Raw genomic sequence first — 12,871 nt, 5'->3', positions numbered from 1 at the left:
CACAAATCGATGCGGCTGCAGCAGTCGCGCACCGCCGATCAGCCCGACCACACGGACCATGCCGAAGTTGATTGAGTCTATGAATCGCCTAAAGAATTGCGGCGCATAGTCATTTCCAGTCACCAGCATGTCGCCGGGTCTGATCATCCGCTCGAGCTCGGCAAAGCCGATATGCGATATTCCCCGGGCGTTGAGTTCAGGTCGCGCTACGCCGCCACGTTTCAATCCATCGAGATGCGCGAACACGCAGCGGATGCCGCGGTCAACCAGAATTTCTGCCGCGTCAGCCAGCAGCCGAACATTGTTGCGGTTGTGTGGGACGAAGTAGACAGTCCTCGTCGCTGCCCTGCCGCGGGCGTAGATACGCCCGCGCCTGAACAGATTTCCTGGATGAACAAGCCGGTACGCGGCGAGGAGCCGCTGCACAAAGCCTTCGCTGACAGGAGAAGCCGCCTTGGTTCTCGACCTACCCAAAGATATGCATCGCCTCTTATCCGTGAAATTCAGAACGGCCGCCCCGCCGGGTAGTTTACAATGCTCTTGCCGTCAAGAAAGGCGCTTGACCACTTCGCCGGTTTGGACCTGCCTGGCACACTCGCGATGCCTTGCGTGGTGGATTCAAACAGTGCTGATGAGCAAGCCCATGTGGTTTTGTGCGTCTTCCATCACCGCGGCCCAAGGCCTTTCCCGTTTCGAGACCAGCACGGCGGAAGGATAGTAGGGTGTGCAATCGCCCTCGACCGGCCAGGAACGTTTGAACCCATCGCCAAGGATAAAGACCGACGGGATGCCGAGCGCGCCCGCCAGATGCGCCCCGGTATTGCTGATGGTTACCACGGCGTCCATGGCGGCAACCTGCGCCGCGAAAAGGTCCATGTCGACAAGTTGGTCGATTGATCCGTCATGGAGAATACGCGCGAGCTCGCCATCGGTCAGGATCTCCAGGTCGGACTCGACCTGGCCATATTGCAGCGAAACGAACCGGAGGTCCGGACGGCTGATAAGCCCGCGCCATGCCGTAAGTGGCGGCAGGTCCTTGCCAGGATTGGAGCTGCCCCATGCGATGCCGACCAACGGCCGGCCATCCTTCCGATAGCGAGCGCGAAGTTCAGCGACCCGCGCCGGGTCCGGCTTCAGCGGGATGAAATGCTCCCGGATCGTGGTCTCATCTGTCTCGAACACGGCCGTCAGATGCTGAACGCCCGCAAAGGCCTGGGCCTCGCCATAGGCGGCCTTGTTCCCCTGACCGACAGCTCGCACATCGGCGGCGGGAAATGTCCGCTGAAAGAGCGGCACCAACCGGTGCTCGACCAGGACGATCAAACGAGCGGCCCGGGCGAGCGCGCGGCCGACGGAACTCGCATGATGGATCGCGGTGGCCAGACCCTGCTTTTCGGTCTCCATCAGATCAACGAGTAAGACCTGGTTCGAGATATCCTGGCCGAGCCATTCGCCGTTGACGTGGCCCTCAACGATGTGGCGCCGGGCGATCTTGAGCTCGGCCGCCGGGCCGTAGGCGCCCATACGCATCAGCGCCTTGCTAAGCTCGTCGAGCAGGCGAACCTCGCCCCGCGACTTCGCAATCGACCCCAGGGCCAGGGCTTTCGGCAGTGCGGCCGACCAATCGCGCGCCTCGATGCTTCGCCGATAATCCGCCATCTGATCGGCAACGTCGCCATCACGCCAGCGAAGGAAAAGCTGCCGCCGGTGGCGACGGAACCAGACCTTGTACTTGTAGCCTGCAAGCGCGACACCGCGGCGGAACCGGCGAAGGAGTTGGCTACCGGCCATCACCAACTCCACTGATGATTTGCGTAACCCGTCCACCTGCTTCCTGCATTGCGGATGCCCATGCCTGGCTGCCCTTCCGAACCAGTCGAACGCTTGGATATGTGGCTACCGTTTCGCCGAAGGCAGGCCACGACAGCCGAAACCCATCGTCAAGCATGACGACAGTCGAAACGCCAAGCGCTCCCGCTAGATTGGCGCCGGTGTTGCTGATCGTCACCACCGCATCGAGTGCTGAGATTTGCGCGGCAAAGCGGTCCATATCCGACAACTGGTCGACGGAAGCGTCATGGATGATGCGTCCCGGCGCCCAGCGTTCGAATTCGGCGAGCGCTGGCCCGACATCGCCATATTGCATACTGATGAAACGTCCCGGCAGATTGCCGAGCAGCGCCCGCCAATCGTCCAGAGCCGGCAGGTCCTTGCTCTTGTTCAGGCTTCCCCAGGCGAAGCCGATCAGAGGCCCCGAGCCGCGATTGAGATAGGTGCTGCGTAGCTCGGCCACCAGTCGGCGGTCCGGCTCCAACGGAATGAATGGCGCGCGCGCTGTCGGCTCATCCGGCCAGAAGTGCTTCGCCAGTGTCTCGAAGCAGGCGAAGACATCGGCGTCCGTCGCCGCCACCTCCCCTTCTCCTTCTAGCCTGATATCGAGCGCAGGATATGTTCTGCGATAAAGTGGCGCGAGTCGCGGCTCGACCAGAACGGTGCATCGTTCGGCAGCTGCGACCACCGGCCCCAGCAGCGACGCGAACTGGAAGAAGATTGCAAGATCGCCTTCGCGCCGCTCGACGGCAAGCCTGCGACCCGCAAGATCACTGCCATCCCATTCGGGCCGGCCGGGCACTTGCTTGCTCGACGCGATCAACTGCCAGGCACGATTCCCGCCGCCGAGGCGTCTCAGTCCACGCCCGGCTTTTTTGACAAGCCCGGGATCGCCAAGCTGCTCACCGAGCAGGCCGAGTGCCAGCGCATGGTCCCGGGCCGCCTGCCAGTCACGCCGCTCGACACTCTGCGCCATCAGGCTCACATGCCGTTCGACGCTTTCGTCAGCATGGCGCGAGGGACGCCTGAAAAACTTCTTTGCTCGTTCAAGAACCTTCTGCAGCCGCTTGCCGTCAACACCTTGCGGGCGCAGGTCGGCGGCTTTTGCCTTTTCAAGGATGGATCGTCTGCTCGGCACAGCGACCTCAACTGTCGCGGGGCGGCGTCGAACGCACCGTCAGGATTGACGAGAGCCGCCGGCCGACGTCGTCGAGCACCACCGACCACGCACGTCCTTCCTTGCGAATGACGAGCCCCTTCGGATACCAGGGGGTTCGATCGCCAATCACTGGCCACGCTGTCTGAAACTTGTCGTCGATCAGGAAAATGGTCGGAACACCGAGTGCTCCGGACAGATGGGCCGCCGTATTGCTGATCGTTACGACCGCATCGAGCGCGGCGATCTGCGCGGCGAAACGGTCCATATCAACCATCTGGTCGACACTGTCATCATAGATAAGCCGCGCATCATTGCCATTGCGCAGGCGCCGCAGCGCCGGCTTGATCTGTCCGTACTGGAGGGAAACGAATGTCGCATGTGTCTGGGCGATGAACCGTGCCCATTCGGGGAAATCAGGCACGTCCTTGGTGTGTGATTTGCTGCCCCAGGACAGACCCACCAGTGGCAGATCGGTCATCGAGCGATAGCGCTTGCGGAATGTCTGGACGAGTTCAGGATCTACCCGCAGCGGCACGAAATCGGCGGCAAGTCTTTCGGCATCGCGGCCGAAAACCCAGGCGAGATTTTCGAAGGTCGCAAATTTGTCACCAACGACATTCTGCTGCGCTGGAACCACGGTCGCATTCGGGAACGTCCGCTGCACAAGCGATACGAGGCGCGGCTCGACCCGAATTGTCGCGCTTTGCGCACATCCAGCGGCGGCGCCGGCCAGTCGCGCATGGCGAATGACCCGGCCAAGACTGCGAGGATCATCCTCTACAAGATCGATCAGCAGTGTATCCGAACCGAGGTCTTCTCCGGTCCACTCATTGGCAGCTTTTCCTTTTCGTTGCCGGCGAGCGGACAGCCGAAGCTCGGCCGCTCGCGCGAAGTTTCCAAGCCGTTCGAACGCCTGGCCTGCCTTCTGCATCAGCTCCGGGTCGCGGACACGATCGGCCATGATGGCCATTTCATTGGTACTTGCTTCAAGGCCTGTCCAGTCCCTGCGCACGATCAGCGCGTCGACCTTGGCCTGCTGCTCAAGAACGGAACGAGGCTTGGAGCCGGTATACAGCGCCCGCACGGCCTTTGTGTATCGGCGCAACTGCAGGCCCAATCCACCTATCACATACCGGATGTAGGAACCGTGGTAAAAACTGGTCATCGGCCTTCAGCGCAATACGCTCTGCCGCAGCGTTTTGCCGCCTTCGACGATTGGAGCGGACGCTTCCAAATGGAAGATCGAGCGATAGATTTCGCTGCGCATGGCGAGTTCGTCATGGGTCCCGGAGTCCGCAAGCATACCAGCGTCAAATACCAGGATGCGATCGGCCGCCTTGATGGTTGAAAGCCTGTGCGCAATGCAGATCACAGTGCGCTGAAATGCATCGTCGAACGCAGCCTCCATGACCGCCCGTTCGTTTTCGCCGTCGAGCGCGGATGTTGCTTCATCGTAGACAATCACCGGAGCATTTTTGAGTAGGGCGCGCGCGATGGCAACGCGTTGTTTCTGCCCGCCCGACAGATTGGTGCCGCTCGGACCAACCAGCGTGTCGAGCCCGTCTTCCAGGCTCGAAGCAAAGCTTGTGACCCGGGCGAGGTCCGCCGCGGACTCGATTTCCAGATCGCTGGCGTTCGGGCGTCCGTCCCGAATATTGTCACGGATCGAGCCTTCGAACAGGAAAACATCCTGTGAAACCAGGGCGATATTGTCGCGAACGTCGGCCAGGCTGATCTTCGAAATGTCCTTTCCGTCGAGGAGAATCCTGCCCCTGTCCGGCTCCATCAGGCGCAGGATGAGATTGACGATGGTCGTTTTGCCGGCGCCGGAGCGGCCGACGATCGCCAGCTTCTCACGAGGCCGCACCTCGAAGGAAACACCGTGCAGCGCAGGGCTATTCCCTTCATAGGAGAAGGCCACATCTTCAAAACGGAGGCCGCCCTCGACATCGGTGAGGTGCTCACCCGCGGTTGCGAGTTGCCGCTGTTCGGGCGTGTCGATCAAATCATACATCTGACCGACGGCCACCATTTGCTTCTGGATGTCGACATTGACCCGGGCCAGCCGCTTGGCGGGTTCATAGGCAAGCATAAAGGCGGTTATGAAGGCCATAAATTCGCCCGGCGTCTTGCCGTTGCCGAGGGTCTGCCAACTGGCGTAAATAATGAAAAGGCCAATGATGAAGCCGCCGCCTGTCTCCATCAAAGGACTCATCAACGCCGATGTGCGGTTGATCTGGATGCCGCGCCTTTCCATCTTGCGGACGGCCTTCGCGAAGCTGGCGGCCGCCTTGTCTTCGAGTTGGAAGGACTTGATGGTGCGGATACCTTCGACGGCTTCCGTGCCGATCGACTGGACCAGTGCTGCCAACTCCGTCTCGCCCCGTGCCAGCGCCTTGAGCTTCCTGGTTATCGCGCCCACCGATAGGAATAGCAGGGGTAGAACCGCCACCGATATCAGCGACATCATTGGATCCTGCTTGACCATGACGCTTGCCAGGGCAATCAGCTTCAGCATATCGGAGACGGTGCTGCTCGTGATGGTGAGAATAACGGCGGCCCCGGCGCGCGCGTTGAACATGATCTTGGAGACGAATTTCGCCGGATGCTGGTTAGCGAAGCGGTTGATGTCGAAACGCACCATTCGGGAAAACTGGCGGTTTTGAAGGTCCGAAACGATAGCCCGGCGAACCTTCCCCGTTGTGATGGTCTGGCAGTAGTCGGCGATCCCCTTGACCAGGAAAATGCCGACAATCACGGCGCTAATACCCCATGCGGCGGCAGCGTTCCGTTCTACATAAATGCTATTGATCATGACACTCATGATCCAAGCCGTTGCGCCGGTCGCCGCCGCAGCGACGATCGAACACAGCAAACCGGTGAGATACAGCCTTATGTGCGGCGGCAGGTTCTCCACGATCAGGCGCTTGACCAGCGGGTATGCCAGGGCCGCTGAAATTCGTTTCTTTGCGCTCATTCCGTTTCCCGATGCGATGTATCGTTCTCTGACGACCCTCGCTCCTGCCGATCCATGAAAATTTTTCTCGGCGCCGTCACACATGCGCCAAACTGATACCAGACGTCTGACTTCGTTCGAAGTTATAGTCAATCTTGAATCCTCCTGATTGCGGCTAGCGGCGAAGCGGACTAAGTGTCGGGCATTGCTGTCGTCGGCCGGCTATGGAGATCATGGAGCAATTGTGACATTGCTAGAGCGAGTTCGACGAAAGTATTTTCGACTCCGCCACCAACTCGGATACATTAAACCTATTCGCTTGATGGCATCGAACAAATCAAACACGAAGTATGCAGACTTTGTCAGTTCTGGCACCATTACAATCCGCAAAACCTCAATATTCACTTCTGACGATATATTCTTTACGATGGGGAGTTGCTTCGCGCAGGAAATTCGACGTGCATTGACAAGCAGACAGATCGCATGCGTTCCGTCTTACAGATATATCAGCTTCGACCCGACACAGGCCATTGTAGATGAGCTGCCTCGGCAGGAGCATATGAACTTCTACAACACCTTCACTGTTCGCCTTCAGGTCGAGCAAATGCTTGGGTTGTGGGATCAGGCCCATGACGACTGGTGGCAGGTCAAGAAACGTGCTCCTTGGGGCCCAATCTGCTTTCAGGACCCGTACCGCCGCGGCATCTTCGCCAAATCTCCGCAAGTCTCAGAGAGGTGATCGAGAGCATAAATGGAGAGATGCGGGTTGGCTTCGATGCAGCCACGGCATTCATATTCACCTTCGGAATGACTGAGGTCTTCATCAACAAATCCAGTGGCAAAGCAGCAGCACAGAAACCGCTTTATCGTGGCGGAGGCGGAATGCAGGAAACGACGCTTCACGTCAGCGGCTTTCAGGAAAACTACGCCAACGTGATGGCTACCGTGGACATGGTCCGTCAACACAAGCCCGATGCACCGATAATTCTCACAGTCTCACCGGTTGCATTGGCTCGGACGTTTCAAGACATGGATGTCGTCACTGCGAGCACTGAAGGGAAGTCCGTTCTTCGGGCTGTGCTTGGTCAAGTCTGCCGGGAACGGGACAATGTCCATTACCTTCCCTCATTCGAGCTTGTCACCTATAGAGGCCTTGCTCGCAGCTATAGAGAGGACTTACGGCACGTAAAGAAATCGGTCGTCGAGGAGATCGTTGAACAGTTTTTCAATGCATACTTTTCTCCGTCGGCGTCATCACGCGGGAATTGACATTCCCGTGCCTTGCCGCCGTGACATCCCTCTCTTGATGTCTATGGAAAGTAGCCGCAGCCATTCAGCGCTAGCTTGCCTTTACGACAATCGCCTGCCCCGTTGGGAGCTCGATGATACCTTCCGGGCGGTTTTCAAAGAATTGATCAAAGGCCTTTCGGGCTCCAGGACAGAGTCCAGAGCCGTAGTCGTCACATATGATCATGCCATTCGCGCACACCCGATCGTAGAAGAAGGCAAGCGCGTCACGTGTCGGCTCGTATAGATCGACGTCAATATGGACCAGGGCGAAACGCCGGTCGGATACGCTGGAAAAGGTCTCTGGTATCCATCCCACATGAAAAGTGGTGTTGCTGAAGCCGGAAATATTCTCTCTGGCTATCTTCTCGTCGGTGCTGAGATCGCCGGACTTCCATGGCGTTCGGCCGTTTGGCTTGCGATCCTCTGCGGTTGGTTCGGAGAGGCCAGCGAACGAGTCGAAAAGGTGGTAGTGCCGTGGCCGAAGATCGCTCATCAGCATGAATATCGTCGACCGGCCTTGCCTTACGCCGCATTCGGCCACATCGCCATCGATACGCTCGATCGATCGCAAGCAGCTTTGCAGGACGAAAGCCCGGGGATCTGGAATCCCGCGGATGTTTTTGACCCGCTGCAGCGCCTTTCGGAAAAATGGCTGGTCCTTCCAGATCATATGACTGGAATAAACATAGAAGCCGTATTTGTCGGCCTGCTTCTGAGAAACCTTATACCAAGCCACGCCTCTGCGTTTCTTCGAAACAACAGCGCGTGCCATATCTCTTAATTTCATCGGTACCCAGCATTTTCGGTAGGTTCATAAAACGGGCGGAATCGAAAGCTCTGCCGGCATCAGACGCGGAATGAAGTCGAGTTCCGGCTGCAGGACATGGGCTTCTCGAGCGCGCAAGAAAGCACTTTCTGGTGCCCGCAATAAGGCGACGTCGAGGTTGGAACTTGCATGGGGTGCGACTCAAGATCACGGGCCACGTGCCTGGGCCGGTCCGGAAACAGTCAAACGCCCGGGCTGTCGGAGTTATCCCACTGCCCGGCCTGCGCTGCGCGCGCCGCGAGTGATGGCGCCTGCGGCAGACACCCATCGAAAAGCTCAGGCATCGCGCTTGGCGGCGGCAGGCAGCCCCATAACATCGATCGTGGCGGAGGAAGACCCAGGTTCAATGAAGCGGTAATCGAAAGGCTGGCTGGCGCATTCCTGCCATTCTCGGGCATGGCGCGGGTGCGCCAGGTATTGTTCAGTCGCAAATCGAGAGGTTCAGTCGACTGCCCCGACCAGAACATCGGGGTGTTCAAGTATCGCGACCCAGCGCCCGGTATGCGTGGACGATTGCCTTTTTAGAAATCTATATCCAGTTTCCGACCAAAGCTTCACATCGTCGTTGAGGTTGTCGAGCACATAATCGCCTTTGTCGGTCTTGACCGTCAGCACTGCGTGCCCCTCGCCGTCTTTTTTTCTGACGACAGTGATCAGAAGGTTTGACAGCGATATGCCCTCCAAATTGAGCATCTGACGCTTAAGCAGGACGTAGTCCTCGCAGTCGCCGATCGCGCTGACAGGATAGGACCAAAATTCCATCGTGCCGTGAACGGCAAAATCGCTCACGGGCTTGATCGATCTATTCACGAGTTTGGTGACGGACGCGAGCTTATCTTCCATTCCACTGGTCATAAGAACCGGCGGGATCTTGCCTGATCGTATCCTGCATTCTGCGGCCTGCCTTCGGCAGAATTCCATGTAGCCGACTGGAATGGAGGTCCGCTGCCCGGTGGCCATGGCACCAGGCACCGCATCGGCCGAAGCTTTCTCCATCGGCGTCGCGGACATCATCAAGCCTATCAGTAGGCCGGCACACAGCCATGCCCGCGGTATCACCAATCCCATTCGCCCGCCCAAAGGTAACGACCCGAAACAATCTTTAATATCGCGTTACCATCTTTTCATGGGGACATCAACGCAGCCGACACACAATTTGAAGCTACGGTCGCGAACAATCATCAATGACCTGTTGCTGGGCGCCGCGGTCAATGCTGGAGAACTTCCATAACCACTGGAAGATCATGACATTCGCGTGTTGTCGCATGGCCACATCGGCGCATTTCGGTCATCGACGGCTCAAACGCGGATAGGGCGGCCGAGAAAAATTGTAGCCAAACTTGTCGAAGCAAAAAAGTCCAAGTGCTACGGGGCTCTCGCGTAGATTCGCATACATTCGGATACATTTCGCTGGCACTCGGGCAAACCTCTGCGACAGGCGTGGCGTAAGTTTCGATCGTGAGCAGGAAGCCTCGTCATAGTGACGGGACAGAAAGCCGACAGCGATTTCGCAAGCAGGAGTCAATTCCGCGCGAGGCGCCGATTGGCAGGTCTGCTCATCAAGAAAGGAAAAATACGATGAACAATCTTGCAACGGCTTTCGCCCTCCTCGCCTTGTCGACAGGAGTGTCTCTCGCTGCCGCTCAAAATCCGGACCGCGATCCGACCCGCGGATTTGCTCCTGATGTCGACAACAGAAAAATGACCTTAGACACCAATCATACGGCTTCCTTGCCGCTACCCGTGATAGCCCCGAAAGAACAACAACCACAGCCCGGCAAGGTCCTCAGGGGTCGTGCACCATGGGCGGGCCGTTAATATACTGATTGTCCTCCCATGCACAAAGTCCAACCACCCGCCATGCAACAAAGGGTGGTTGGACAAGGCGCAAGAAAATCCTGCAGCCATGGGTGAATTGGCCGTCTCTGGCGAGAGTATTGAATGCGTCAGGTCGCGAACTCAGGAAAATCGTGGCGAGGCTTCGAGGGCCGCGTCTGCTTGCGCCGCTGTCAATCGGCCGTCACGTCGGCCGCTGCCATCCCCTCCAGCGCCGCCGCGAACGGTTGCCCGTCAACCTGACCAAAGCGACCAGACCGTAGGCGATAAGTCTTTCCCCCTGCCCTGCTCCGGTCCTGAATGAGCCCATATCCCAGGTCAGAACTCCCACGAAGAGAACATCTCGAGACCGGTCGTGCCGAAGTCGCCCAAGTTCCGCGTCGCCAAGCTGGTCGCCATTCACTCTTGAGATTGCAGCAATCATGCCGTCGGGCGCCGACATCCCCCGGCCCTGCCGCATGGCGGTACTCATGATTTTCCCATAGGCCTAATGGCGCTGGTCAGTGATCCGCCGCCAGCGAGATCGCAAGATGTATAGACAACCGGTCGCAACTGGTGTTCGTTTCCAATCCGATCGCATGCAATTTCGGAAAATGCAGGAATCGCGACTATGGACGCCGCTTCCTTGTTCGATCTGACGGGAAAAAAGGCGCTGGTGACGGGCGCCAGCCGCGGGATCGGCCAGGCTATGGCTGAGGCGCTTTCCGCGGCAGGTGCCGACGTCGCGGTGACCGCCCGCGACGAAGCGTCCCTTTTTGAGACGGCGGACCGAATTAGCGCTAACGGGCGAAGATCGCTTTGCCGGTCTCTCGACGTGCTCGACACCGATCGCATCCGCGTGGTGGTCGACGAGGCGGCGGATACCTTTGGCGGGCTCGACATCCTGGTCAACAACGCCGGCTATGAGCAAGTCCAGCCGTCGCTCGACGTGGACGAAGCGCTGTGGGACCGCATCGTATCGACCAATCTGAAGGGCGCCTTCTTCTGCGCGCAGGCTGCGGCGCGGCGGATGGCTGCCGACAGCAGCGGTGGCGCGATCATCAATCTTTGCTCGCTGACCTCCTATGTCGGCATTCCGACCGCGGCACCTTACGGCTCCTCGAAGTCTGGGCTTCTGGGCATGACACGCGCGCTGGCCACGGAATGGGCATCGCTCGGCATCCGCGTCAATGCCATCGCTCCGGGGTATTTCCATACGGCGATGACGGATGCTTTTTATCAGGATCCCGACTGGCAGACGGCAATGCTGGCCAAGATACCGCAGCGGCGTTTCGGCACGATGGAGGATCTGGCCGGAGCCATTGTATTCCTGGCGAGCGGGGCATCCGCCTATGTCACCGGGCATTGCCTCCCAGTTGACGGCGGCTATCTCGCATCCATCTGAGCGACTGAGGGCGGGTGCAACAAGAACCGTGTAGACCCACCTTGTATATGGTTGTATATACCACCTCGCAACGCTGGACGTCCTTGCATGCGGCCGGCGACAAAAAGGGGAACCACAATGCAGGAGCCTTTCCGGGCCGGAGCTTCGCGGGAAGCGGAAGGCGGCAGGGAAATTGCAGTCACAGTCCGCAACGTCGGGATGGACTTCGATGGGGTTCATGCCGTCAAGAATGCGTCCTTCGATCTACCGAAGGGCCGGTTCCTCACCATTCTGGGGCCTTCGGGGTCCGGCAAGACAACCCTCCTGCGCATGATCGCCGGATTCCAGACCCCGAGCAGCGGCGAGATCTTCATCAACGGTGAAGCGGTGAGCGCGGTGCCACCGCACAAGCGGTCGATCGGCATGGTCTTTCAGAGGCTTGCGTTGTTTCCACATATGACGGCGGCTGAGAATGTCGCCTTCCCGCTGAAGATGCGTCGGCGCGATGCACGCACCATTCCCGAACGCGTCGAGCGATACCTCGCGCTGGTCCGGCTCGGAGGCTATGGCGGTAGGCGCATTCACGAACTTTCCGGCGGGCAGCAGCAACGCGTCGCGATCGCGCGGGCGCTGGTGTTCGAGCCCGACCTGCTGCTGCTCGACGAGCCGCTGGCTGCGCTCGACCGCAAGCTGCGCGAGGAAATGCAGCTCGAATTCCGCCGCATCCAGCGAGAGCTCGGCGTCACCACGATCAACGTCACCCACGACCAGCGCGAGGCGCTGGTGGTTTCCGACGACATTGTGGTCATGGATCAGGGCGAGATCCAGCAGAAGGCGCGGCCAATCCATACCTACCGCCAGCCCCGCAACGCCTTCGTCGCCAATTTCATTGGCGTCACCAACTTCATTGCCGGTACGGTACGGTCCGTATCGGAAGGGGGCGACGTCTCCATCCTTCGCGGTGCTCTGACGCTTGCCGGAAAAATCGGCGATCCGGTCAATCCACCTGGGGAGGGCGGCAAGGCGTCGGGAGCGATCCGCGCCGAGCAGATCCGTCTCGCCGGCGACGCTGCTCAGCTGTCGAAGCTCGATTGCGTGCTGGCCGGGACTGTCATCGATACGATCTTCGAAGGCGAGCGCATGGTTTACGAGGTAGCCTGCGCCGCGATTGGCGACGAGGTCATTCGCGTTTTTGACCATGATCCCGCCGCGCACACGCAGTTCGACATAGGCGAAAGCGTGTTCCTGGGGTGGAATGCCAGGGACATGCTTGTTTTTCGATAGAACCGGAAACCGGTCAAACCTAGAGGAGAATGCAGATGAAGCGCTTCAAGCCGACATTATCCCATCTTTCCCGCAGAACCTTCCTTCAGGCCACCGCCGCGCTCGGCGGCGCCTCAGCCCTCGGCCTGCGCAGTTCTTATGCGCAGGAACCGGAAAAGCCGGCGGAGATCATCGTGCGCGCCTGGGGCGGCAGCTGGGTGGATAGCCTGAAGGCCGGCGTGTCCGACAGCTTCACCAAAATGACGGGGATCGCTGTCCGTCACGACCTGACTGAAGACAACGAGATCCAGCCGAAAGTCTGGGCGGCTGTGGCGCAGAATCGGGTCC

14 protein-coding genes and 1 pseudogene are annotated in these 12,871 nt (G+C 59.1%); 7 read left to right on the top strand and 8 right to left on the bottom strand.

All coding sequences use genetic code 11. The annotated features are described in order from the left end of the window. From EOA86_RS05660 to EOA86_RS05640, 5 genes are all read right to left on the bottom strand, one after another. A partial coding sequence (locus EOA86_RS05660) for a hypothetical protein (protein WP_164891576.1) occupies positions 1-426 on the bottom strand: 426 nt, incomplete at its 3' end. 192 nt (positions 427-618) lie between these two features. Beyond that, a complete protein-coding gene (locus EOA86_RS05655; protein ID WP_128340944.1) occupies positions 619-1,791 on the bottom strand; it encodes a hypothetical protein in 1,173 nt (390 codons plus the stop codon). Continuing rightward, positions 1,781-2,968: a hypothetical protein gene (locus EOA86_RS05650; protein ID WP_128340943.1), complete on the bottom strand. Its 1,188-nt coding sequence runs from the start codon at positions 2,966-2,968 to the stop codon at positions 1,781-1,783. Before EOA86_RS05650 ends, EOA86_RS05655 begins: the two co-directional genes overlap by 11 nt. 7 nt (positions 2,969-2,975) lie before the next feature. Further along, a complete protein-coding gene (locus EOA86_RS05645) occupies positions 2,976-4,154 on the bottom strand; it encodes a hypothetical protein (protein WP_128340942.1) in 1,179 nt (392 codons plus the stop codon). Between the two features lie 6 nt (positions 4,155-4,160). Continuing rightward, entirely contained in the window at positions 4,161-5,813 is a 1,653-nt protein-coding gene (locus tag EOA86_RS05640) for an ABC transporter ATP-binding protein (RefSeq protein WP_245497143.1), read from the bottom strand. On the opposite strand from EOA86_RS05640, the gene EOA86_RS40010 reads away from it, so the two are divergent. The 3 genes from EOA86_RS40010 (at position 5,812) to EOA86_RS05630 (ending at position 7,214) form a co-directional block, all read left to right on the top strand. After that, positions 5,812-6,024 carry a hypothetical protein gene (locus EOA86_RS40010; RefSeq protein WP_245485713.1) on the top strand — a complete coding sequence of 71 codons (213 nt, stop codon included), beginning with the start codon at positions 5,812-5,814 and terminating at the stop codon, positions 6,022-6,024. The two genes, EOA86_RS05640 and EOA86_RS40010, sit on opposite strands and share 2 nt — an antisense overlap. Positions 6,025-6,267: 243 nt before the next feature. Further along, positions 6,268-6,684 (top strand): GSCFA domain-containing protein, encoded by a 417-nt coding sequence (locus EOA86_RS05635; protein ID WP_128340940.1) that lies wholly within the window; start codon positions 6,268-6,270, stop codon positions 6,682-6,684. Beyond that, on the top strand, positions 6,681-7,214 hold the full coding sequence (locus EOA86_RS05630; RefSeq protein WP_128340939.1) for a GSCFA domain-containing protein: 534 nt from the start codon (positions 6,681-6,683) through the stop codon (positions 7,212-7,214). Before EOA86_RS05635 ends, EOA86_RS05630 begins: the two co-directional genes overlap by 4 nt. Before the next feature lie 70 nt (positions 7,215-7,284). On the opposite strand, the gene EOA86_RS05625 is transcribed toward EOA86_RS05630, so the two are convergent. Further along, positions 7,285-8,022, bottom strand: a complete 738-nt coding sequence (locus EOA86_RS05625) for a TylF/MycF/NovP-related O-methyltransferase (RefSeq protein ID WP_127209606.1) — start codon at positions 8,020-8,022, stop codon at positions 7,285-7,287. A 480-nt stretch (positions 8,023-8,502) separates the two neighbouring features. Further along, positions 8,503-9,075, bottom strand: a complete 573-nt coding sequence (locus EOA86_RS05620; RefSeq protein WP_245477107.1) for a transglutaminase-like cysteine peptidase — start codon at positions 9,073-9,075, stop codon at positions 8,503-8,505. Positions 9,076-9,639: 564 nt separating this feature from the next. Here EOA86_RS05620 and EOA86_RS05615 point away from each other — a divergent pair. Next, positions 9,640-9,879 carry a hypothetical protein gene (locus EOA86_RS05615; protein WP_128340938.1) on the top strand — a complete coding sequence of 80 codons (240 nt, stop codon included), beginning with the start codon at positions 9,640-9,642 and terminating at the stop codon, positions 9,877-9,879. A 336-nt stretch (positions 9,880-10,215) separates the two neighbouring features. Here the strand turns inward: EOA86_RS05615 and EOA86_RS40005 are convergent. After that, a pseudogene (locus EOA86_RS40005) lies at positions 10,216-10,405 on the bottom strand (type II toxin-antitoxin system VapC family toxin); the annotation flags it as partial. 102 nt (positions 10,406-10,507) lie between these two features. Between EOA86_RS40005 and EOA86_RS05605 the strand changes: the two are divergent. The 3 genes from EOA86_RS05605 to EOA86_RS05595 form a co-directional block, all read left to right on the top strand. Further along, the gene (locus tag EOA86_RS05605) at positions 10,508-11,281 is read left to right on the top strand and encodes a glucose 1-dehydrogenase (RefSeq protein ID WP_128340937.1); all 774 of its coding nucleotides are present in this window, start codon (positions 10,508-10,510) and stop codon (positions 11,279-11,281) included. Positions 11,282-11,398: 117 nt separating this feature from the next. Next, on the top strand, positions 11,399-12,544 hold the full coding sequence (locus EOA86_RS05600; RefSeq protein WP_245497142.1) for an ABC transporter ATP-binding protein: 1,146 nt from the start codon (positions 11,399-11,401) through the stop codon (positions 12,542-12,544). A 35-nt stretch (positions 12,545-12,579) separates the two neighbouring features. After that, positions 12,580-12,871, top strand: a 292-nt coding sequence (locus EOA86_RS05595) for a twin-arginine translocation signal domain-containing protein (RefSeq protein WP_128340936.1), incomplete at its 3' end; no start/stop codon positions are given.

Source organism: Mesorhizobium sp. M5C.F.Ca.IN.020.32.2.1 (genome assembly GCF_004023105.1).
Lineage (GTDB): Bacteria > Pseudomonadota > Alphaproteobacteria > Rhizobiales > Rhizobiaceae > Mesorhizobium > Mesorhizobium wenxiniae.
The sequence above is the reverse complement of the archived record's forward strand: the minus strand, read 5'-3'. Positions and strand labels throughout refer to the sequence as shown.